This is a genomic window from Pseudomonas sp. Pse35 (genome assembly GCF_024519715.1).
GTDB classification, from domain to species: Bacteria; Pseudomonadota; Gammaproteobacteria; order Pseudomonadales; family Pseudomonadaceae; genus Aquipseudomonas; species Aquipseudomonas paracarnis.
This window is the reverse complement of record NZ_JALJRP010000003.1, coordinates 146830-168841: the sequence shown is the minus strand read 5'-3', so window position 1 is coordinate 168841 and position 22012 is coordinate 146830. Positions and strand designations below refer to the sequence as shown.

The 22012-nt window shown below is 61.6% G+C and carries 23 protein-coding genes; 13 read left to right on the top strand and 10 right to left on the bottom strand.

Annotated elements, in window-relative coordinates; translation table 11 throughout:
• Nucleotides 1–96: 96 nt before the first annotated feature.
• Both OC445_RS03050 and OC445_RS03045 read right to left on the bottom strand, forming a co-directional pair.
• On the bottom strand, nucleotides 97–1323 hold the full coding sequence (locus OC445_RS03050) for a TIGR03862 family flavoprotein (protein ID WP_198790889.1): 1227 nt from the start codon (nucleotides 1321–1323) through the stop codon (nucleotides 97–99).
• Between the two features lie 171 nt (nucleotides 1324–1494).
• The gene (locus OC445_RS03045; protein WP_198790890.1) at nucleotides 1495–2415 is read right to left on the bottom strand and encodes a histone deacetylase; all 921 of its coding nucleotides are present in this window, start codon (nucleotides 2413–2415) and stop codon (nucleotides 1495–1497) included.
• Nucleotides 2416–2492: 77 nt separating this feature from the next.
• Here OC445_RS03045 and OC445_RS03040 point away from each other — a divergent pair, with 77 nt between their 5' ends.
• From OC445_RS03040 to OC445_RS03030, 3 genes are all read left to right on the top strand, one after another.
• On the top strand, nucleotides 2493–3062 hold the full coding sequence (locus OC445_RS03040; RefSeq protein ID WP_198790891.1) for a GNAT family N-acetyltransferase: 570 nt from the start codon (nucleotides 2493–2495) through the stop codon (nucleotides 3060–3062).
• 159 nt (nucleotides 3063–3221) lie between these two features.
• Entirely contained in the window at nucleotides 3222–4091 is an 870-nt protein-coding gene (gene tesB / locus OC445_RS03035) for an acyl-CoA thioesterase II (protein WP_014720043.1), read from the top strand.
• Complete coding sequence (locus OC445_RS03030) at nucleotides 4088–4675, top strand: HAD family hydrolase (protein WP_262019934.1); 588 nt, start codon at nucleotides 4088–4090, stop codon at nucleotides 4673–4675. The genes tesB and OC445_RS03030 overlap by 4 nt, the downstream gene beginning before the upstream one ends.
• Before the next feature lie 132 nt (nucleotides 4676–4807).
• On the opposite strand, the gene OC445_RS03025 is transcribed toward OC445_RS03030, so the two are convergent.
• Genes OC445_RS03025 through OC445_RS03015 form a run of 3 tightly spaced genes read right to left on the bottom strand, consistent with a single transcriptional unit; the run spans nucleotide 4808 to nucleotide 7129 of the window.
• Nucleotides 4808–5782: a hypothetical protein gene (locus OC445_RS03025; RefSeq protein ID WP_089042496.1), complete on the bottom strand. Its 975-nt coding sequence runs from the start codon at nucleotides 5780–5782 to the stop codon at nucleotides 4808–4810.
• A complete protein-coding gene (locus OC445_RS03020; RefSeq protein WP_089042495.1) occupies nucleotides 5783–6670 on the bottom strand; it encodes a neutral zinc metallopeptidase in 888 nt (295 codons plus the stop codon). It lies immediately after the preceding gene.
• A 45-nt stretch (nucleotides 6671–6715) separates the two neighbouring features.
• Nucleotides 6716–7129 (bottom strand): lipoprotein, encoded by a 414-nt coding sequence (locus OC445_RS03015; protein WP_034126935.1) that lies wholly within the window; start codon nucleotides 7127–7129, stop codon nucleotides 6716–6718.
• Nucleotides 7130–7328: 199 nt separating this feature from the next.
• Between OC445_RS03015 and OC445_RS03010 the strand changes: the two genes are divergently transcribed.
• Nucleotides 7329–8207, top strand: a complete 879-nt coding sequence (locus OC445_RS03010) for a DMT family transporter (RefSeq protein WP_262019933.1) — start codon at nucleotides 7329–7331, stop codon at nucleotides 8205–8207.
• Here the strand turns inward: OC445_RS03010 and OC445_RS03005 are convergent, their stop codons facing one another.
• Nucleotides 8208–9542, bottom strand: coding sequence for an MFS transporter (locus OC445_RS03005; protein WP_014720038.1), 1335 nt, complete (start codon nucleotides 9540–9542; stop codon nucleotides 8208–8210).
• Nucleotides 9543–9768: 226 nt separating this feature from the next.
• Here OC445_RS03005 and quiC point away from each other — a divergent pair, with 226 nt between their 5' ends.
• Complete coding sequence (gene quiC, locus OC445_RS03000; protein ID WP_197900947.1) at nucleotides 9769–11670, top strand: 3-dehydroshikimate dehydratase QuiC; 1902 nt, start codon at nucleotides 9769–9771, stop codon at nucleotides 11668–11670.
• A 77-nt stretch (nucleotides 11671–11747) separates the two neighbouring features.
• Entirely contained in the window at nucleotides 11748–12413 is a 666-nt protein-coding gene (locus OC445_RS02995) for a TetR/AcrR family transcriptional regulator (RefSeq protein WP_054896166.1), read from the top strand.
• A 135-nt stretch (nucleotides 12414–12548) separates the two neighbouring features.
• Here OC445_RS02995 and OC445_RS02990 read toward each other — a convergent pair whose 3' ends face one another.
• Both OC445_RS02990 and aroQ read right to left on the bottom strand, forming a co-directional pair.
• Nucleotides 12549–13397 carry a shikimate dehydrogenase gene (locus tag OC445_RS02990; protein ID WP_127881445.1) on the bottom strand — a complete coding sequence of 283 codons (849 nt, stop codon included), beginning with the start codon at nucleotides 13395–13397 and terminating at the stop codon, nucleotides 12549–12551.
• Nucleotides 13397–13843, bottom strand: a complete 447-nt coding sequence (gene aroQ / locus OC445_RS02985) for a type II 3-dehydroquinate dehydratase (RefSeq protein WP_019818037.1) — start codon at nucleotides 13841–13843, stop codon at nucleotides 13397–13399. The genes OC445_RS02990 and aroQ overlap by 1 nt, the downstream gene beginning before the upstream one ends.
• A 39-nt stretch (nucleotides 13844–13882) precedes the next feature.
• Between aroQ and OC445_RS02980 the strand changes: the two genes are divergently transcribed.
• The 3 genes from OC445_RS02980 (at nucleotide 13883) to OC445_RS02970 (ending at nucleotide 15084) form a co-directional block, all read left to right on the top strand.
• Nucleotides 13883–14110, top strand: a complete 228-nt coding sequence (locus tag OC445_RS02980) for a hypothetical protein (RefSeq protein WP_127881444.1) — start codon at nucleotides 13883–13885, stop codon at nucleotides 14108–14110.
• Nucleotides 14111–14194: 84 nt separating this feature from the next.
• Nucleotides 14195–14623: a DUF4160 domain-containing protein gene (locus OC445_RS02975; protein ID WP_198790893.1), complete on the top strand. Its 429-nt coding sequence runs from the start codon at nucleotides 14195–14197 to the stop codon at nucleotides 14621–14623.
• Nucleotides 14620–15084, top strand: a complete 465-nt coding sequence (locus tag OC445_RS02970; protein ID WP_127881442.1) for a DUF2442 domain-containing protein — start codon at nucleotides 14620–14622, stop codon at nucleotides 15082–15084. Before OC445_RS02975 ends, OC445_RS02970 begins: the two co-directional genes overlap by 4 nt.
• A gap of 116 nt (nucleotides 15085–15200) precedes the next feature.
• Here the strand turns inward: OC445_RS02970 and trmA are convergent, their stop codons facing one another.
• Together trmA and OC445_RS02960 are read right to left on the bottom strand one after the other, a co-directional pair.
• On the bottom strand, nucleotides 15201–16280 hold the full coding sequence (gene trmA / locus OC445_RS02965; RefSeq protein WP_198790894.1) for a tRNA (uridine(54)-C5)-methyltransferase TrmA: 1080 nt from the start codon (nucleotides 16278–16280) through the stop codon (nucleotides 15201–15203).
• Nucleotides 16277–17572 (bottom strand): NCS2 family permease, encoded by a 1296-nt coding sequence (locus tag OC445_RS02960; protein WP_003194342.1) that lies wholly within the window; start codon nucleotides 17570–17572, stop codon nucleotides 16277–16279. Before OC445_RS02960 ends, trmA begins: the two co-directional genes overlap by 4 nt.
• Before the next feature lie 188 nt (nucleotides 17573–17760).
• On the opposite strand from OC445_RS02960, the gene OC445_RS02955 reads away from it, so the two are divergent.
• The 4 genes from OC445_RS02955 (at nucleotide 17761) to OC445_RS02940 (ending at nucleotide 21994) form a co-directional block, all read left to right on the top strand.
• Entirely contained in the window at nucleotides 17761–18207 is a 447-nt protein-coding gene (locus OC445_RS02955) for a DUF4879 domain-containing protein (RefSeq protein WP_198790895.1), read from the top strand.
• Nucleotides 18208–18303: 96 nt separating this feature from the next.
• Nucleotides 18304–18828, top strand: a complete 525-nt coding sequence (locus tag OC445_RS02950) for a (2Fe-2S)-binding protein (RefSeq protein WP_198790896.1) — start codon at nucleotides 18304–18306, stop codon at nucleotides 18826–18828.
• Nucleotides 18825–19814: an FAD binding domain-containing protein gene (locus OC445_RS02945; protein ID WP_020301733.1), complete on the top strand. Its 990-nt coding sequence runs from the start codon at nucleotides 18825–18827 to the stop codon at nucleotides 19812–19814. The genes OC445_RS02950 and OC445_RS02945 overlap by 4 nt, the downstream gene beginning before the upstream one ends.
• The gene (locus OC445_RS02940; protein ID WP_072448293.1) at nucleotides 19811–21994 is read left to right on the top strand and encodes a xanthine dehydrogenase family protein molybdopterin-binding subunit; all 2184 of its coding nucleotides are present in this window, start codon (nucleotides 19811–19813) and stop codon (nucleotides 21992–21994) included. The genes OC445_RS02945 and OC445_RS02940 overlap by 4 nt, the downstream gene beginning before the upstream one ends.
• Nucleotides 21995–22012: the final 18 nt, after the last annotated feature.

The window sequence follows — 22012 nt, the reverse complement described above, 5'->3', positions numbered from 1 at the left end:
GCGCGTGGGAACGCATCCTGTGACGCTCTGCGTCACGAACCTAAAGTGGGACGCAGAGCGTCCCTGGCGGCATCCCCACGCAGAGCGTGGGAACGATCAGCGTTGGAGCCATTCCAACATCCCCAGCCCAGCCGCCCGGCCACTGGCAAAACACCCGGTCAGCAAATACCCACCGGTCGGCGCTTCCCAATCGAGCATTTCCCCCGCACAAAACACCCCAGGCAACGGCTTGAGCATCAACCGCTCATCCAGCGCTTCAAACGGCACACCACCCGCCGTGCTGATCGCCTCATCCATCGGCCGCGTTTTCACCAGCGTCAGCGGCAACGCCTTGATATCCACCGCCAATTGCGCCGGGTCGGTGAAGTGTTCAGCAGGCGTCAGCTCGCGCAACAACGCCGCTTTCACGCCATCCAACCCCAGCTGACTGTGCAAATGCTTGCTCATCGACCGCGAGCCACGGGGCTTGGCCAATGCGGCCTGCACCTTGTCCAGCGGCTTGCTGGGCAGCAAATCGATATGCACCGTGGCCGCACCGTCGCGGTTGATCGCTTCGCGAATCGGCGCCGATAAGGCGTAAATCAAGCTGCCTTCGATACCGGTGGCGGTGATCACGCATTCGCCCAGCCGAGGCTTGTCATCCCCCAGGCCAATGGCGACGTTTTTCAACGGCGCGCCAGCGAATTTGCTGACCATCAACTCGCTCCATGCCGACACTTCAAACCCGCAGTTGCTCGGTTGCAGCCTCACATAGGGCAGGCCTTTGCCTTCAAACAGGTTGAGCCATGCGCCGTCGGAGCCCAATCGCGACCAGCTGCCGCCGCCCAGGGCCAGCAGCACGGCGTCGCTGTGGACAACTTTTTCGCCGTCCGGGCTGTGGATAAGTAAATCGCCCTCGTCATTCCAACCCGTCCAACGATGCCGGGTGTGGATAACCACACCTTGCTCCCGCAGACGCTTGAGCCAAGCGCGCAAAAGTGGCGCGGCTTTCATATCGGTAGGAAATACGCGACCGGAGGTGCCGACAAAGGTCTGGATACCCAGGCCATGGATCCATTCGCACAACGCCTCGGCGCCAAAGCTGCGCAGCAGCGGCGCCATGTGCGGGGCGCGTTCGGCGTAGCGCGACAGGAACGCCGAGTACGCCTCGGAGTGGGTGATGTTCATGCCGCCCACGCCTGCCAGCAGGAACTTGCGCCCCACCGACGGCATGCCGTCGTACAGGTCCACGCGCACGCCAGCCTGGCTCAAGACTTCGGCGGCCATCAGCCCGGCGGGGCCGCCGCCGATAATGGAGACGTGGTGGGCAGAAGTCTGAGGCATGGGCAGGGCTACGGTGATGTGAATAGGCCGAGCATTCTACCCGACCACGACGCCGCTGCCTGATCAAAAAACGTACACTTTCCTACAGGCCATGCGGTCAAACGCTTGCAGCCGCTTACGCTCAAGTTATCCACAGGCCGTTCCACAGGCATTGTGGGTAACGCTCACACTTCAATGACAGCCTGATGACGTCCATACCCGCTGCGCGCTGTGGTGCAGGATGCCGTGGCGGCGGGCGAGGGCAGGGCGGTCCTTGCTATAGCCGCCACCGATCACGCCCATCACCGGAATGTCGCGGCCCAGGCAGTGGCGCATCACGCTTTCATCACGGGCGGCGACGCCTTCGTCTGTCAGCTTGAGGTAACCAAGGGCGTCGTCCTTGTGCACATCCACGCCGGCGTCGTACAGCACCAGGTCCGGCTGGTAGAGCGGCAGCAGGTAGTTGAGCGCGTCATCCACCACCTTGAGGTAGTCGGCATCGCCCATGCCCATGGGCAGCGGGATGTCCCAGTCGCTTTGGGCCTTGCGTGCCGGGAAGTTCTTTTCGCAGTGCAGCGACACGGTGATGGCGTCTGGCGTGTTGTGCAGGATGCGTGCGGTGCCGTCGCCCTGATGCACGTCGCAATCGAAGATCAGCACGCGATTGACCCGGCCGCTGGCCAGCAGGTAATGGCTGATCACCGCCAGGTCATTAAAAATGCAGAAACCCGCCGGATAATCGTAATGGGCATGGTGGGTGCCACCGGCCAAATGGCAGGCCAGGCCATGTTCAAGGGCCTGTTCGGCCGCCAGTATCGAGCCGCCCACCGCACGCACCGTGCGCCGGGCCAGGGCTTCGCTCCACGGCAGGCCGAGGCGGCGTTGGTCTTCGCGGGGCAGTCCGCCGCTCATGTAGCGTTCGATATACCCCGGTTCATGGGCCAGGGCCAAAATGTCTGCCGGGCACAGCGGCGGGCGCAGCAATTGGCTGTCTTCGGTCAGGCCGCTGTCCACCAGGTGGTCACGCAACAGGCGAAACTTGTCCATGGGGAACCGGTGGTCCGCCGGGAACTCAGGGCTGTAGTCTTCGTGGTAGATCAATGGTAAGGGCATGGGATTTTCTGACGGGAACCTGCGAAGGATCTTAACAGCGCTGTACACTCACGCACATGGCAAGGCAGGGGGGACCCATGGAGCCGATACTGGAATTGGAAAGTGCACGCTTGGTGCTGCGCCAATGGCGCGACAGCGACCTGCCGGACTTTGCGCGCATGTGCGCCGACCGGCAGGTAATGCGTTACTTCCCGGCTCAATTGAGCCACTTGGAGAGCGCAGCGTTGATCGGCCGGATTCGCGGGCATTTTGCTGAATATGGCTTTGGGTTCTGGGCTTTGCAGCGCAAGGACACCGGTGAATTTATCGGCCTGACGGGCCTTGCGAATGTCAGCTTCGAAGCCGGCTTTACCCCGGCGGTGGAGATCGGCTGGCGCCTGGCCCGCGAACATTGGGGCCTGGGTTATGCCAGTGAGGCGGCCTGGACGGCGTTGCGCTGTGGTTTTGACCGCTTGCAACTGGACGAAATCCTGGCCTTCACCACTGAAGCCAATCTGCCCTCACAAAAAGTCATGCAGGCCATCGGTATGCATTACGATCCGCAGGCAGATTTTGAACACCCGAAAGTCGCAGCCGGTGACCCGCTGCGCCCGCATGTTTTGTACCGCATCACCCGCGCCCAATGGTTGGACACGCTGCACGGATAAGCAGGCGGTCATGCTCAACAGAAACCCGTAGGAGCGAGCTTGCTCGCGAAGAACGTAAGAGCGCTGCGGTAAACCAGAAGCGCTGCGTCATCGTTAACGACCTTCGCGAGCAAGCTCGCTCCTCCAGGTGGATACCGTTTTGCTTTGAGGAGAGTTTCAATGAGCCAAGTATTGGAAGATCTGGTGGACTTGCTGACCCTGGAGCCGATCGAGGAAAACCTCTTTCGCGGCCGCAGCCAGGACCTGGGCTTTCGCCAACTGTTCGGCGGCCAAGTGCTCGGCCAGTCGCTGTCGGCGGCCAGCCAGACCGTAGAAGAAGCGCGGCATGTGCATTCCCTGCACGGTTATTTTTTGCGCCCTGGCGATGCCGCGTTGCCGGTGGTGTATTCGGTGGACCGCGTGCGCGACGGTGGCAGTTTCAGCACGCGTCGTGTCACCGCGATTCAAAAGGGCAATCCGATCTTCACCTGCACGACCTCGTTCCAGTACGACGAACAAGGCTTCGAGCACCAGACCACCATGCCGGTGGTAGTGGGCCCGGAAAACCTGCCGTCGGAGCTGGAGCTGACCCAGCAACGTGCGCACCTGATCCCCGAGCACATGCGCGACAAGTTGCTGTGCCCCAAGCCCATTGAAGTGCGCCCGGTCACCGAAAAAGACCCGTTCAACCCGCAGCCGTCCGACCCGGTCAAGTACGTGTGGTTTCGTGCCGACGGTGCCTTGGCGGACACGCCGGCGCTGCATAAATACCTGTTGGCCTACGCCTCGGACTTCGGCCTGTTGACCACCTCGTTGCTGCCCCATGGCAAGACCGTGTGGCAGAAAGACATGCAGGTCGCCAGCCTCGATCACGCGCTGTGGTTCCACGCCGACCTGCGTGCCGATGACTGGTTGCTGTACGCCATGGACAGCCCGTGGGCTGGCAACTCCCGGGGTTTCTCCCGGGGCAGCGTGTACAACCGCGCCGGGCAACTGGTGGCGTCGGTGACCCAGGAAGGTTTGATTCGCCATCGCAAGGATTGGGCATGAGCCTCTGCGACGTGAAGCACTGGGTGTTCGACATGGACGGCACCCTCACGGTGGCGGTGCATGATTTTGCGGCTATCCGCGTGGCGCTGCAGATCCCGCCTGAAGACGACATTCTCACGCACCTCGCGGCATTGCCGGCAGATGTCGCGGAGGCCAAACATGCCTGGTTGCTGGAGCATGAGCGCGAGCTGGCGCTGGGTTCCATTGCGGCCGAAGGTGCCGTTGAGCTGGTACGCGAATTGGCTGGGCGCGGTTATCGCTTGGGGATCCTGACCCGTAATGCGCGGGAGCTGGCCCTTATCACCCTGGAGGCGATAGGCCTGGCGGACTGCTTTGCCATTGAGGACGTGCTGGGGCGCGATGATGCGCCGCACAAGCCGGATCCCGGTGGGTTGCTGAAACTGGCGGCGGCTTGGGACGTAGCACCCCGCGAAATGGTGATGGTCGGGGATTATCGCTTTGACCTGGATTGTGGCCGGGCAGCGGGCACCAGGACGGTGTTGGTGAACTTGCCGGAGAACCCTTGGCCGGAGTTGGCGGATTGGCATGCCGAGGATTGTGCGGCGTTGCGCCGAATGATCTAACCCGGGCGACAGAGAGCAAATGTGGGAGCTGGCTTGCCTGCGATAGCGGTGGGTCAGCTGACACTTTATCAACTGACAGTCCGTCATCGCAGGCAAGCCAGCTCCCACATTTTGATGGGGTTCCTTCAGGTGCTACTGAGCGAACAGTACCTTTTCTCCCTCTGGCGAGGTAAACATCTTATCCCCGTCATGCCCCACCCCCGGCACTTCTACCAGCCGGTGGCCCAACTGCGGATGCCGCTGCTTGAGGTAGTCAAAGTAGTTGTGGCCACGAAGCAGTCGATACGCACCCTGGGTTTCGGCTTCGCAGCTTTTATCCAATGCCGGGTGGTTGGGGTCGGTGTCCTGCTGGCCCAACAGGTAAGTGATGTCGCGTGAGACGTAGTCTTGTTCCAGCTGCTGGGCACCTCGGCCCCCCACGTAATCCGGCAGGTTTTGCATGCCGTACTTCCAGTCGTTGAAGCCTGGGCAATTGGCAATGTCGAACGTCACCGGGCGTTGCGGGCTGAAGTAAGCATAGGACGACGGGTTAGCCACCACATACCGCAGGCGGATGCCCTCGGAATTGAGCAATGGGTGGTCGTGGCCGGTGAGGGCGAAGCGCTGCACCACTTGGCCGCCACCGGAATGCCCGGCGACCACGATTTCTTTCAGTGCCGGGAACAGTTTGCGGTTGCCCAAGTGCTTGATGATCTGGTCCAGAGCGCCATAAGAGCTGATCTGCCCTGGGCCGGTGGACGCTTCGCCGGCCATCCAGTCGTTACCCTTCCAACGCACTACCTCGTCGCCCAGGTGGTTGCGTTTCACGTCGGCTTGATTGAGAAACTGCGGCGCGATCACCAGTGTACTGCCGCCCACCCCGGCATGCTCGGCGGCGTCGATCCCGCTTTGCAGGTAGGTTTGTGCATTGCGCAGGCGGCCATGCACGATGATCAATGCGCGCGTGACCTTGGGCAGCGGCTGGCCCCAGTTTTGGCTCAGGCCCAGGCTGAGGTCGCCGGCCTCCAGATGAAAACGATCGGGGCTGACCACCTTGACGCCGTGTTCAGCCGCGAAGGTGCAACAGGACACGAGCACACCCAGCAGTAACCCCAACCGTTTGATCATTTAGAGACTCTTGGCCGCGAAGGTATCGCATTGAGTGATCTGGCCCTGGGCGAAGCCGGTCTTGAACCAGCGTACCCGTTGCGCCGAGGTGCCGTGGGTAAACGAGTCCGGCACCACGCGTCCTTGCCCCTGTTGCTGCAAGCGGTCATCGCCGATGGCATTGGCTGCGTTCAGGGCCTCTTCGATATCACCGGGTTCCAGCCAGTTCAGGCGTTTTTGCGCATGGTTGGCCCACACGCCGGCAAAGCAATCGGCTTGCAGTTCCTGGCGAACCAGCAGGCCACCGTCGCCTTCCATCTGCCGACCCTGTTGGCGCGCTGCCTGGATCTTGGACGAGATGCCCAGCAACGTTTGTACGTGGTGCCCGATTTCGTGGGCGATCACGTAGGCCTGGGCGAAATCACCGGCGGCCTGGAAGCGTTGCGACATTTCCCGGAAAAAATCCAGGTCCAGGTACACCTGCTGGTCAGCCGGGCAGTAGAACGGGCCGCTGGCCGAGGTGGCGCCACCACAGGCTGAGTTCACCCGGCCACGGAACAGGATCAGTTTCGGGTTCTTATAGGCCAGCCCATTTTCCTGGAACACCTGGCCCCAGGTGTCTTCGGTATCGCCCAGCACAGCGCGCACAAAGTCGGCTTGCTCATCGTTGGCTGGCGGCGCGTGACGCGGCTGGGTGCTGACCGACGGCGCCTGTTCCATCTGGCCGGTCAATTGGCCAAGAATCTGCATCGGGTCCTGGCCGGTCAGCCAGCCAATGCCGACGATCAGCACGATGGCCGTGAGGCTCAGGCCCTTGCCGCCGCCGAAGCGCATACCGCCACCGCCGCCGCCACTGTCGTTACGGGCATCCACCACGTTGTCGCTGCGTCGGCCTTTTTTCCATAGCATGGGAGCAATCCTCTGTGTGCTAACCGTGATTGATTATGGTCGGTATTAACGGCAATAGCCTTCGCCAGTGGCGACGATCAGGCAGTCTTTTTTATCTGCCAGCCACTTCAAGCCGGTGGCAGCGCCATCGCCAGCGCGCAACAACTGCGGGCCGTCGGGGCGGGTGAAGGCGATGCCGTCTTCAGCGGCCTCACCTTTGAAGGTGCCGGCGTCATCGGCGTCCAGGCCATATTGCATGGTGAGAAGGTAGTGGCCGCGGCCAATGCTGTCGTCCTTGGCGATGGTCAGGTGCAAGCCTTCGACGCCGACCCACTTGCCGACCCATTTATCGGTGGGCGGGGTTTCGGGCACCAGGGTCGCTTGCACGGAGGCGGGCGCGGGCTTGGGGGCTTCTTTCGGGGTTTTATCGCAGGCGGCGAGCAGGGCGAGGGCAGACAGGGCAAAGAGGATTTTTTTCATAGCGGCAAGGCCTTGGTTAAAAAGTGTGCAACGCCGGGGCGAGCGTGCAGCGTTGGACTCGGATCCATCGATTTAGTGCGCTGTTCGCCCGGTGTTTGGTTATGCTCTTGGGGCAGACTCCGGCCCGGCTGCTAGATTACCGGGTTGAGCGCGACTTGGTTCAGCGCTCAGCGTCCCGCTCGCCACACAAGAGAATTCAATGACTGTCAGTACCCCGCTCTCCGGCGTCAACCATCCGTTCAAAGGCATCCTGCTGATTGTGCTGGCGACGTTCCTGTTCTCCAGCCACGACGCCTTGTCCAAATACCTGGCCGGGTTTTACCCGATCGTGATGGTGGTGTGGGCGCGGTACATGGTGCACACCTTGCTGATGGCCGGGATCTTCCTGCCGCAATCGGGCTTGCGCGTGTTGCGCAGCAAGCGGCCGGGCATGCAGGTGGTGCGGGCGTTATGCCTGTTGGGCACCAGCCTGTTCTTCACCACAGCGCTGCATTACATCCCGTTGGCCGAAGCTACAGCGGTGAACTTCCTTGCGCCGATCCTGGTGACGGCGCTGTCGGTGCCGTTGCTCGGTGAGCACGTGACCCGTGGCCAGTGGCTGGCGGTGATCTGCGGGTTTATCGGCGTGGTGATCATTATCCACCCCGGCGGCGAGCTGTTTACCCCGGCGGTACTGCTGCCGCTGTGCTCGGCGCTGTTCTTCTGCTTCTACCAGTTGCTCACGCGCATCCTCAGCCAATACGACAGCCCGACTACCAGCAACTTCTTCGCCGGCCTGTGCAACACCTTGGTGATGAGTGCGATGGTGCCGTTCTTCTGGCAAGTGCCGACGTTGTGGCACGTGGTGATGATGCTGGCGCTGGGCACCTGCGGGATGACCGCACACCTGATGCTCACCCAGGCGTTCCGCTTCGCGGCGCCGGCCTTGCTGGCGCCGTTTGGCTATTGCCAGATCGTGTTCGCGGGGTTGTTGGGCTGGCTGGTGTTCAGCCATACCCCCGATATGACCACGGTGGTGGGTATCGGGGTGATCTGCATGAGCGGGTTGGCCGCTGCCTGGCAGCAGCGGCGGCGTTAGTTAAACGTCTACCGTGGGGATCTTGCGCGGCGCCATGAAGTACATCCACACCAGTGCGATGAAGTACATCGCCGGGATCAGGGTGAACAACACCGTGTAGTTGTTGTTGGTCACCGTGAGGATATGGCCGACGATCTGGGTCATGAACATGCCGCCGATGGCCGCGCACATGCCGCCGAAACCGAACACCGTGCTCATCATGTGCTTGGGCGTGTAGTCCATCACCAGGCTCCAGATGTTGGCGGTCCAGGCCTGGTGCGCGCCGATGGCCAGGGAGATGGCAAACACCGCGACCCACAGCTGGCTGGAGCCGGCCGCCATGATCACGCCGACGATGCAGCAGGCGAACAGCAACATCGACAACAGCCGCGCCTTGATCGAGTTCATCCCACGGCCGATCAGGAATGACGACAGGATCCCACCCCCCACGCTGCCAAAGTCGGCGGTGAGGTAAATGATGATCAGCGGAATGCCCATCTGGGTCACGTTGATGCCCAGGTTGTATTGCTGGTTCAAGAACGGCGGCAGCCAATACAGGTAGAACCAGAACACCGGCGCAGTGAGCGAGTAGGCAAGGGCGAAGGCCCAGGTGCCGCGCATGCGCAGGATGCGGCTGAACGGCACGCGGGGTTGTTCCGGCTCGACTTCCTGTTGCACGTAGTCCAGTTCGGATTGTTTAACGGTGGGGTGGTCTTCCGGGTTGTAGTACTTCAAGCCCCAGAGCACCAGCCAGATACCGCCGAGTGCCGACATGCACAGGAACGCTGCCTGCCAGCCCCACACGTGCAGGATCAACGGCAGCAGCATGGGCGTCATCATCGCGCCGACGTTGGTGCCGGCGTTGAAGATGCCGGTGGCCACTGCCCGTTCACCCGCCGGGAACCACAAGCGTGTGGTCTTGACGCAGGCCGGGTAGTTGGCGGCTTCGGTCAGCCCGAGGACAAACCGGCAGACCATAAAGCCGACCGCCGAGGTGGCCAGGCCATGGGCGCCGGTGGCCAGGCTCCACAGCAGCACGGCGCAGAAGAACACGCGCTTGACGCCGACCCGGTCGATCAAGCGGCCTTGCAGCACAAAGCCGATGGCGTAGCCGACCTGGAACCAGAAGTTGATGTTGGCGTAGTCCATCGCCGTCCAGCTCATTTCCTTGGCGAGGATCGGTTGCATCACGCCCAGGGCGGCGCGGTCGATGTAGTTCAAGGTGGTGGCAAAGAACACCAGGGCCAGCATGCCCCAGCGCGTTTTACCCACGGCCAGGGCACCGCGGATCTTGTCGCCGATGCCGGCGTGCGGGTTGCCCGGGCGCGCGGCCAGGGCTGAATTTTGCAGAGGCATGAGGTTTGTACCCGTTTTTTGAAATTCTTATGGTGTGTTCTGGGTCTTTGTTACATGAGCGAATTGCCCGGTCGATGGTGCGCAGTGGTTAAAAAGTCGTCAATTCGCCAAAGAGGCTTAGTGTTCGATAATCGCACCAAAAACTAACCGGTTCGTACATTTTAATTGCTGCCTGTAGGCTGGGGGCGAATAATTTGCCACAAACAACAATTGCCGGGAGTCTTCCATGCAACGTTCTATTGCCACTGTGTCCTTGAGCGGCACCCTGCCGGAAAAACTCGAAGCCATCGCCGCCGCCGGGTTTGATGGGGTGGAGATCTTTGAGAACGACTTGTTGTATTACGACGGCAGCCCTCGGGAAGTCCGGCAAATGTGCGCCGACCTCGGCATCGCCATCACCCTGTTCCAGCCGTTTCGCGACTTCGAAGGCTGCCGCCGTGATCGCCTGGCACGCAACCTGGAGCGTGCCGAACGCAAATTCGATTTGATGCAGGAACTGGGCACCGATCTGGTATTGGTGTGCAGCAATGCCTCGGCCGACAGCGTGGGCGACGAACGTATTTTGCTCGATGACCTGAGCCTGCTGGCCGAACATGCGGGAAAGCGCGGCCTGCGCATCGGCTATGAAGCGTTGGCCTGGGGCAAGCATGTGAACACCTGGCAACAGGTGTGGAACCTGGTGCGCCAGGTCGATCACCCAAGCCTGGGCGTGTTGCTCGACAGCTTCCACACCTTGTCGCTCAAGGGCGACCCGAGTGGCATCGCGCAGATCCCCGGCGACAAGATTTTCTTTGTGCAAATGGCCGACGCGCCGATCCTGGCCATGGATGTGCTGGAGTGGAGCCGGCATTTCCGCTGCTTCCCAGGCCAGGGCGAATTTGACCTGGCGGGCTTTCTCGCGCCGATCATCCAGAGTGGCTACACCGGGCCGTTGTCCCTGGAAATTTTCAATGACGGTTTTCGTGCTGCGCCGACCCGCGCGAATGCGGCGGATGGCTTGCGGTCACTGTTGTACCTGGAAGAAAAAACCCGCCAGCGCCTGGCGCAAGAAGCCCCCGCTGCGCCCGTGGATATCCTGTTTGAAACTCCGGCGGCCAGCGAATACGACGGTATCGAGTTTCTTGAATTTGCCGTGGACGAAAGCCTCGGCGCCAAACTGACCCATTGGCTGGAGCGCCTGGGTTTCGCCAGGGCCGGCCAGCATCGCTCCAAGAATGTGAGCCTGTTGCGCCAGGGTGACATCAACCTGATCCTCAACTGCGAACCCTATTCCTTCGCCCACAACTTTTTCGAGGCCCACGGCCCGTCGCTGTGCGCCACGGCAATTCGGGTCAAGGACAGTGCCAAGGCCCTGGAGCGGGCGGTGGCCTACAAGGGCCAGCCTTATCGCGGCCTGGTCGGCCCCAACGAGCTGGAATTGGCCGCCGTGCGTGCACCGGATGGCAGCCTGATTTACCTGGTCGACCCCAGCGAAGGCGGGCTGTACGACACCGATTTCAACCTGCAAACGGCTGCACCCGCCAGTGGCGGCTTGCTGCGCATCGACCATATGGCCATGGCGCTGCCGGCCGACAGCCTCGACAGTTGGGTGTTGTTCTACAAAAGCCTGCTGGATTTCGAAGCCGATGACGAAGTGGTCCTGCCCGACCCCTACGGCCTGGTGAAAAGCCGTGCGTTGCGCAGCCGTTGCAGTTCGATTCGCCTGCCGCTGAATATCTCCGAAAACCGCAACACGGCGATTTCCCACGCGCTCTCCAGCTATCGCGGTTCGGGCGTGCACCACATTGCCTTCGATTGCGCGGATATTTTTGCCGAGGTACGCCGGGCCAAAGAGGCCGGTGTGCCGTTGCTGGATATCCCGCTCAACTATTACGACGACCTGGCGGCACGCTTCGATTTCGACGATGAGTTTCTCAGTGAGTTGGCGTATTACAACGTGCTGTACGATCGCGACGCCCAGGGCGGTGAGTTGTTTCATGTGTACACCGAGGCGTTCGAGGGGCGGTTTTTCTTCGAGATCATCCAGCGCAAGAATGGCTATGCCGGCTACGGCGCTGCCAACGTGGCGGTGCGTCTGGCGGCGATGGCCAAGTCGCGCAGTGGGGCGGTACGCCAGGCTCGGCTATAACCGCAAGGCAGGTGCTTCCTTCGGGGAGCGCCGCGGCCCATAATCAGCGCCTGCACAACAATGGCCGTGAGCGCACCATGACCTCGAGTCCCGATCTCCCCGCGGTAGCTGACGCACCGCGCAAGAGTCGCAAGAACAATCCGGAAAAGACCCGGGAGAATATTCTCCAGGAAGCCATTGTCGAGTTTGTTCAACAGGGCCTGGCCGGCGCTCGCGTAGACGCCATCGCCGAGCGCATCCACACTTCCAAGCGCATGATCTATTACTACTTCGGCAGCAAGGAGCAGTTATACGTCGAGGTATTGGAGAAGCTCTACGGCGATATCCGCAACACCGAAACCCGCATGAACCTCACGGCCCTGGAGCCGCGTGAGGCGATTCGCCGGTTGGTGGAGTTCACCTTCGATCACCACGACCAGAACGTGGATTTCGTGCGCATCGTCAGCATCGAAAATATCCACAACGCCGAGTACGTCAAGCGCACCGACACCATCAAGGCGATGAACAGCAAAATCCTGGAAGGGTTGGGGGAGACCTTGCGCCGCGGGGCTGAGTTGGGGCTTTTTCGCGAAGGGCTGGAGCCGCTGGATGTGCACTTGCTGATCAACTCGTTCAGTTTCTACCGGGTGTCCAACCGGCACACCTTCAGCGAGATTTTCCAGATCGAACTGTCGGATGAGGCGATCAAGCAGCGCCATCGGGAAATGATTTGCGAGTCGGTGTTGCGCTACCTGCAAGCCTGAGAACTGATCGTTCCCACGCACTGCGTGGGAATGCCGACATGGACGCTCTGCGTCTGCTGTCAAAGTCGTGACGCGGAGCGTCACGTGAGGCGTTTCCACGCAGAGCGTGGGAACGATCATGATGGGGTTGCATCCCTAGATATTCATGCTCTGGAAGTGCGCCAGCATCCTGTCTGCATCCGCCACTTCGCCGCTGAACAACTCAAACGCCTTCACCGCCTGAAACACCGCCATATTGCCGCCATCCAGGGTACGGCAACCCAAGGCGCGCGCGTCGCGCAGCAGTTGGGTTTCCAGCGGGAAGTACACAATTTCCGCCACCCACAATTCAGCCCGCAACAACGCCGCAGGCACAGGCGTGCCGGGCAGCTTGGCCATGCCCATGGGCGTGGTGTTCACCAGGCCATCGGCTTCGGCCATGGCGTTTTCCAAGTGGCTGCCGACTTGAGCGCGACCGATGCCGAACTGCTGGGCAAGGTTATCCACAAGGTCCTGGGCGCGAGTGCGGTCGACATCGAAGATGCTCAAGTACTCCACGCCTTCTGCCAACAGTGCATGGGCCACTGCCGCGCCCGCACCACCGGCGCCCATCTGCACCACGCGTTGGCGCGGTACGTTGTGCAAGTTGCGCCGAAAACCTTCGGCGAACCCCAGGCAGTCGGTGTTATGACCGATGCGTTTGCCGCCCTTGAACACCACGGTGTTGACCGCACCAATACCCTTGGCCTCATCGGAGAGCTCATCGAGCAACGGCAGGATCGCCTGCTTGCACGGGTAAGTAATGTTCAAACCGGTGAAGTGCATCAGCTCGGCGGCCCGTAGTAATTCCGGCAGGGCGTTGAGGTCCAGGTGCAGCGACTCCAGGTCGATCAGGCGATACAGGTAGCGCAAGCCCTGGGCGTCGCCTTCCTGCTCATGCAGTGCCGGGGTGCGTGAGGCCTGGATACCGGCGCCGATCAGGCCGGCGAGAATGCGTGGTTTCATCAGGTGCGTCCCTTCAGCGTCAGGCTGAAATGTTCCAGTGCCAGGTGGTAGCCATGGCTGCCAAACCCGGCCAGCACGGCCTGGGCGATCGGTGACACAAACGAGTGATGACGAAAGGCTTCACGGGCATGCACGTTGGATAAATGCACTTCGATCACCGGCACTTCACTGGCCACCAGGGCATCGCGGATCGCGACCGAAGTGTGAGTCCAGGCCGCCGGGTTGATCACAATACCCGCGCAGCGGTTGCGGGCGCCGTGGATCCAGTCGAGCAATTCGCCCTCGTGGTTGGTCTGGCGAAACTCGATCTTCAGCCCGAGCTTGTCGGCGCTGCGACCACACAGGGCGGCAATGTCGGCCAAGGTTTCATGGCCATAAGTGGCAGGCTCGCGGGTGCCGAGCAGGTTGAGATTGGGGCCGTTGAGCACCAGCACGATGGGCGGCATAGAGGCTTCTCCACAGTTCTTATTGGTTGTGGAGTCAAAATGTACTGGTTGGTTAATTTGGTCAATGGATGGCTGCGGATCTGTTCGGTGATCGAACGTTTAATCAATGCAATTGCTGGATCACCGGCTGACGTGCATTCGGTTGAAGTATTGCGCGAGGTTGCTGAACGAGGAGGACTTTCGAGCATTGGCCGGGTCGTTCCAGTCGTTGGCATCACTGGTTACAACCCGGCATTCGCCGGGTTTTTTGTGGTTACTAATCTGTGAAACAGCTTCGGGAATAGGAGCCGGTTGTCGGGTGGCAGAGGGAAATTGTTACCTGACGGAAAATAACCTAACGGATGGGTTACGATGAGAGTAGGTGCTTACAAAGGCTATGTCATTTCGGTGTTTATCAGGGATGAGCATTGCCCGCCCCATGTGCATGTCAGGGGCAAGGGATGGGATGCGCGGTTTCGTTTCAGTTTCCTGGATGGGGAAGGTGAGTTGTGGGATGTAGAGCCTGAACGGAGGCGGCCACCCGCAGCACTTCTGAAGGAGATACGCGGGGCGATCATGCAGCGGCACTACTTGGCGCGGGCACGCAGGATTTGGTGGGAAAAACTGCAGACGGTTTGCCTGGAGAATCATTCCTGGAATTGGGACGCTGGTGAGTTGGTTCCAGGATTGGTCATTCGACACGGCGTCTATGTCATCGCCAGCGCCAGGCACGATGTCATAGCGCAACGGACTATTTTGAATCTGGTAAGAGCGCCAGATTGCGTGGGGATTAATTTATGAAAATCATAAAAGCCAAAGTCACACCTTATGTACCTCTCACTGAAGCCGACGTTGACAAGGCAATCGCCCGAGGACGCAGGTTGAAACGCCTGTACGCCAACGCCAGTAACGTACGTTATGAAAACGATTGCCTCTCCATTGGCTTCAGCGATGGCAGCCGCGTTGTGTTGCCGGTGGCTGGCCTGCCGGAGTTCGAAGGGTTTTCAGAGAAGGATTTCCAGCAACTGGAAGTGACGTTCGGTGGCAAGGCGATTAGCTGTGAAGCGCAGGACCTGGATGTTTCGATCACAGGGTTGATCGCTACAAGCCAGCCGCTGATGGACCTGGCAACCAGCCTGGTGGCATCGCGCAATGGTCGCAAAAGCAGCGCGGCCAAGACCGCAGCGGCCCGGGCCAATGGCAAGAAGGGTGGCCGGCCACGCAAGAAAGTACCGCAGCCCCCAGAGACAACAGACACTTGAATAAACAGTAGGAGCGAGCTTGCTCGCGAAAACCCCACAGGCACCGCGTTCATCCAGGAAGCACGCGTTATCGTTGACGTTTTTCGCGAGCAAGCTCGCTCCTACAACCCACAGGTTTATCGGCGGGTCAGCAACACACCCGACTCCATATGGTGCGTCCACGGGAACTGGTCAAACATTGCACACTGGGTGATCCGGTGCGTGTCGTGCAGTTGCGCGATATTCGCCGCCAGCGTCTCCGGGTTGCAGGAGATGTACAGGATGTTGTCGAAGCGCCGGGTCAGCTCGCAGGTGTCCGGGTCCATGCCAGCGCGGGGCGGGTCGACGAAGACGCTACCGAACTCGTAGCTTTTCAGGTCGATGCCGTGCAGGCGGCGGAACGGGCGCACTTCGTTCAGGGCTTGGGTGAGTTCTTCGGCAGAGAGGCGCACCAGGTTGACGTTATCCACGCCATTTTCATCCAGGTTGCTCAGGGCCGCATTCACTGAGGTCTTGCTGATCTCGGTGGCCAGCACCTTGCGCACGCGGGTCGCCAGCGGCAGGGTGAAGTTGCCGTTGCCGCAGTACAGCTCCAACAAATCGTCCGGGCGATCGCCCAGCGCTTCGTAGGCCCAGTTGAGCATCTTCTGGTTCACCGTGCCGTTGGGCTGGGTGAACGCGCCTTCGGGTTGGCGATAGCTGAAGGTGCGCCCACCGATGTCGAGTTTCTCCACCACGTAGTCGTGGCCGATCACATCGCGCTTGCCCTTGGAGCGGCCGATGATGCTCACATTCAGCTCAGCGGCCAATTTGTTCGCGGCGGTGTGCCAATGTTCGTCCAGCGGGCGGTGATAGCACAGGGTGATCATCGCGTCGCCGGCCAGGGTGGTGAGGAACTCCACCTGGAACAGCTTGTGGCTCAGGGCGGCGCTGGCTTGCCAGGCGGCCTTGAGTTGCGGCATCAACTGGTTGATGCGCTGGCTGGCGATGGGGAACTCTTCGATGAGGATCGGCGTGCGCTTGTCCTCCTGGGAGAACATCGCGTAGTGGCGCTCGCCGCCTTCGCGCCACAGGCGGAACTCCGCGCGCAGGCGGAAGTGCTGCAGCGGCGAGTCGAAGACCTGCGGCTCGGGCGCGTCGAACGGTGCGAGCAGGTCACGCAGGCGCGTGACCTTGTCTTGCAGTTGAACGGTGTAACTTGCGGCGTCGAAAGTCATGCGTTGAACCAGCCCAGCTTGATCACAAACAGGATCGACAGGATCACCAGTGCCGGGTTCAGCTCACGGTAGCGGCCCGAAAGCAGCTTGATGGCGGTCCAGGCGATGAAACCGAAGGCGATGCCGTTGGCGATGGAGTAAGTGAAGGGCATCGCCAGGGCGGTGATCACCACCGGCGCTGCCACCGTAATGTCGTCCCAGTCGATTTCGGCCAGGCCTTGGCTCATCAGCACCGCCACAAACAGCAAGGCTGGCGCGGTGGCATAGGCCGGCACGCTGGCGGCCAATGGCGAGAAGAACAGCGCCAGCAAAAACAGAATCGCGACCACGATGGCGGTCAAGCCGGTCCGGCCACCGGCGCTCACGCCTGCAGCCGATTCGATGTAGCTGGTGGTGGTCGAGGTGCCCAGCAGGGAGCCGGCCATGGCGGCGGTGCTGTCGGCAATCAGCGCGCGGCCCATTTTCGGCATATGGCCGTCCTTGCCCATCAGGCCGGCGCGCTTGGCGACGCCGATCAGGGTGCCGGAGTTGTCGAACAGGTCAACGAACAGGAAGGCGAAGATCACGCTGACCAGGCCGATGTCCAGCGCGCCCTTGATATCCAGCTGCAGGAAGGTCGGCGCCAGGGACGGCGGTACCGAGGTCACACCGATGAACGGCGTGAAGCCCAGGACGATGGAGGCGACGGTCACCGCCAGGATGCCGATCAGCACTGCGCCGCGTACGGCCAGGGCTTCCAGCGCGACGATCAGCACGAAACCCAGGGTGGCCAGGATCGGCGCCGGTTGTTTCAGGTCGCCCAGGCCCACCATGGTGGCCGGGTTGCTCACCACGATACCGGCGTTATGCAGGGCGATCAGCGCCAGGAACAGGCCGATGCCGGCGGCAATCGCCGAGCGCAGAGGCAGGGGGATGGCGTTGATGATCCACTCACGAATGCGGAAGATCGACAGCAGGAAAAACAGCACCGCCGAAATGAATACCGCGCCCAGCGCCACCTGCCAGGTGTGGCCCATGTGCAGGACCACGGTGTAGGTGAAGAAGGCGTTGAGGCCCATGCCCGGTGCCAGGGCAATCGGGTAGTTGGCGATCAGGCCCATCACGGTCGAACCAATGGCCGCCGCCAGGCAGGTGGCGACAAACACCGCGCCCTTGTCCATGCCGGTCTCGCCGAGGATGCTCGGGTTCACGAACAGGATGTAGGCCATGGCCAGGAAGGTGGTGATCCCCGCGAGAATCTCGGTGCGCACATTGGTGTTGTGGGCTTTGAGTTGAAACAGCTTTTCCAGCATGCCGGCTCCCTGTGACGCTAGTGTGCGTCGTGATTTGTTGACCTCTAAGTCAAAGCACAAACTGCGCCAAACGCTTGTGGTTTCAGAGAGGATCGGAAAAAGCGGCGCATCATACCAGCAGCCGAGGCTGTGTGGCGCATGGGCTTGAGGCATACTGCGCCGACGTTCAACAGCCGGTCATCGACAGCATGAAAAAAGCCAACCCGTGGAGTCTAGCTCTGATCGCCAGTATCAGCCTGTGGCTGGGCGCGGCACCGGCATGGGGCGCGGCTGCACCGGCCTTGAGCGAGGTGCGGGTGTTCAAGGTGGAATCGGCCGACTGCAGCGAAGCGATCCCGGAGCGGGTCAACACCACCCAGATGTGCGAGCACCGCGGGCCCACCCAGGTCTCGGTGATGGAAGTCGGCCTGGGCAACAGCCCCATGGGCCGCTTTAACGGCGCAGAGTTGAATGGGCAACGCACAGCGGTGTGCCAGGTCGGCAACATCAGTGAGGTGTGCAACGGCGTGGGCACCTTGATGGGCTACATCTATGTGTTCGACCTGAACGTCCAGGCCCAGGGCTGGTTCGAATTCACCAATACCTCGATCAACCCACCGCAAAACACCCTGAAAGCCCAGCTCAATATCCGCTGATCAATCATCTTGAACGCTCAAAACCCCAGGAAGTCGTACCCCTAAGACGGCGACTTTCCTGAACGCCGCGGACGTACACCAACCCGTGAGGTGTTTATGAGCGCTACCCCTAATGGCGCGGCGGCCCAGCCGTTCGTCGCCCACCCGATACGCCTGACACTCAACGGCCAGGATCGTCAACTGAACGTGTTGCCCTGGACCACCTTGCTGGACTTGCTGCGTGAGCAGTTGGACCTGGTGGGCAGCAAAAAAGGCTGCGACCACGGCCAGTGCGGCGCCTGCACCGTGTTGCGTGACGGCAAACGCGTGAATGCCTGCCTGACCCTGGCCGTGATGTGCGACGGTGCCGAATTGACCACCATCGAAGGCCTGGCCGACGGCGACCAACTGCACCCCATGCAACAGGCCTTTATCCAGCACGACGCGTTCCAGTGCGGCTATTGCACCCCCGGCCAGATCTGTTCTGCCGTGGGCCTGGCCAATGAAGGCCGCGCCCACGACCGTGCGCAGATCCAGGAATTGATGAGCGGCAACCTGTGCCGCTGCGGCGCCTATAACAACATCCGCGATGCCATCGAAGACGCGCTACCGGCCTGTCGCGGCCAGGGAGGTGAGTCATGAACCCCTTCCACTACAGCAGGCCGACCGATGTGCAGCAGGCCGTTCAGATGAGCAGCGCCGCCTCGCGCTTTATCGCCGGTGGCACCAACCTGCTGGACCTGATGAAGGAAAACATCAGCCATCCCGAGCACCTGATCGACATCACCGGCTTGCCGCTGCACGACATTCAAGAGACCGCCGAGGGTGGCCTGCGTATCGGTGCGCTGGTGAGCAACGCCGACCTGGCCTGGCACCCACTCATTGAGCAGCGTTACCCGTTGCTGTCCCAGGCCATCCTCGCCGGGGCGTCCCCGCAGTTACGCAACATGGCCAGTACCGGCGGCAACCTGTTGCAGCGCACCCGTTGCTATTACTTCTACGACGCCGCGGTGCCGTGCAACAAGCGCCAGCCCGGCAGCGGCTGCCCGGCGCGCAACGGTTTGAACCGTATCCATGCGATCCTCGGCGCCAGTGAGCAGTGCGTGGCCACCCATCCATCGGACATGTGCGTGGCCCTGGCGGCGCTTGCGGCGCGGGTGCATGTAGAGGGACGTGGCGGTGCGCGGGTGATCGAGTTCGCCGACTTCCATCGCTTGCCAGGCGATGCGCCGCAACGTGACAACCAATTGGCCGACGATGAGCTGATCACGGCCATTGAGCTGCCCGCCGATCACCTGGCCCGCCACAGCCATTACCTGAAGATCCGTGACCGTGCCTCCTATGCCTTTGCCCTGGTTTCGGTGGCCGCCGCCTTGGAACTGGACGGCGATGAAATCATCGACGCCCGCCTGGCCTTGGGCGGTGTGGCGCATAAACCATGGCGTGACCGCGCAGTGGAAGCCTTGCTGATTGGCCGCACGGTCAGCCGCGAAACCTTCAGCGCCGCCGCCGACGCCCTGCTGCAAGACGCCGAACCGTTGGAACACAACGGCTTCAAGGTCAAGCTGGCGCGGCGAGCAATCATTCGTGCCCTGAGCGACGCCGCCGTCGCAGGAGAACAGCCATGAGCGCCATCGGCAAACCCCTGGACCGCGTCGACGGTCTGCTCAAGGTCACCGGCCAAGCGCGCTATGCCGGTGAGTTTCCCGAGGACGGCCTGCTGCATGGCAGCGTGGTGTCGAGCACTATCGCCAAAGGCCGGGTGCTGAGCATCGATGCGTCCAAGGCGTTGGCCTTGCCCGGTGTAGTGGACGTGATCCATCACCTCAACCGGCCGAAAATCGCCAGCTATGACGAGGCGTTCGCCGATGCCGATGCGGCCGATGGCTCGCCTTTTCGTCCGCTGTATAACGACCGCGTGCTCTACAGCGGCCAGCCCCTGGCCCTGGTGATTGCCGATAACCTCGAACTGGCGCGGCACGCCGGCTCGCTGGTGCAGATCGACTACGCGCCCGAAACCTTCGAAACCGACCTGCTCACCCAGCAAGCGGCGGCGCACCCGTCGCCCCAGACCCCGCCCGAACCGCGAGGCAACTTCGAAGCTGAATGGGCCGGTGCCGCAATCAGTCTGGACCTGCACTACAGCACGCCCATCGAGCATCACAACCCGATGGAACCCCACGCCAGCACCGTGCTGTATCAGTCCGATGGCACTCTGCATATCCACGACAAGACCCAGGGCCCGCAGAACTGCCAGGCCTATGTGCAAAAAGTCTTCGGCTTGGACAAGCGCCAGGTGCGCATCTTCGCCGCTTTCGTCGGTGGCGCCTTCGGTTCGGGCCTGCGCCCGCAATACCAATTGCCGCTCGCGGTGATGGCGGCCATGGCGCTCAAACGCTCGGTGCGCGTCACCCTGACGCGCCAACAGATGTTCACCTTCGGCTATCGTCCGCGCACCTTGCAGCGTTTGCAGATGGGCGCCGCCGCCAATGGTCGCTTGCTGGCGTTGGGGCATACCGCGATTGGCCAGACGTCGCGCTTTGAGGATTTCAGCGAGCACGTGGTGGAGTGGAGCGGCATGCTCTATCACTGCGACAACGTGCAACTGACGTACAAGTTGGCGCCGTTGGATGTGTTTACCCCGCTGGACATGCGTGCCCCCGGCGCCGCACTAGGCGTGCTCGGCCTGGAGTGCGCCATGGACGAACTGGCGTGTGCCCTGGCCATCGACCCGGTGCAATTGCGCCTGATCAACTACGCCGAACGTAACCAGAACGAAGACAAACCCTGGTCGAGCAAGGCCCTGCGCGAGTGCTACAGCGAAGGCGCCGAACGCTTCGGCTGGCACCAACGCAACCCGGAACCGCGTAGCATGCGTGACGGCCGCCAACTGATCGGCTGGGGCATGGCCGGCGGCGTGTGGGAGGCCATGCAGATGAAAGCCAGCGCCAAGGCGCGCCTCGACGCGCAGGGCAAGCTCACCGTCAGCAGCGCCACCACCGACATTGGCACTGGCACCTACACGGTGATGACCCAGATCGCCTCCCAGGCCAGCGGCGTGGCCATGGCCGACGTGCGTTTTGTGCTGGGCGATTCGTCGTTGCCCACGGCGCCGTTGCAGGGCGGCTCGTTTACCGTGTCCTCGGTGGGTACGGCGGTGCAGCAAGCCTGTGAAGCGCTGAATGCCAAGTTGCTCCAGGTCGCCCGGCAGACCTACCCGGTGTTCAAGGACGCCGAAGCCGTGCGGTTTGAAGAGGGCCAACTGCATGCCGGTGATGTGAGTGTTTCGTTGGCGCAACTGGTCAAGGACAGCGGTGAGGAGGTGCTGCAAGCACAGGTTGACAGCGAGCCGGACAAGAAGCGCCAGGGCTATGCCTGCGCGACCCATTCGGCGGTGTTTGTCGAGGTGCGGGTTGATGAAGACCTGGGCACCATCAGGGTCAGCCGTGTGGTCAGCGCCATTGCCGCGGGGCGCGTGGTCAACCCCAAGATGGCCCGCAGCCAGATCCTTGGCGGCGTGGTGTGGGGCATTGGCATGGCCCTGCATGAAGAGACCCAGGTCGACCATGAGCTGGGGCGTTACATGAACCACAGCCTGGCCGAGTACCACATCCCGGTGAACGCCGATATTGGCGAGATTGACGTGCTGTTTGTCGAAGAGCACGACGAGATCGTCAATGCGCTCGGGTCCAAGGGCGTGGGGGAAATCGGCATTGTCGGGGTAGCGGCGGCGGTGGCGAATGCGGTTTACCATGCCACCGGCAAGCGGGTTCGGGAGTTTCCGATTACCTTGGATAAGGTGCTATAGCCCAAACCGTCAGACCAA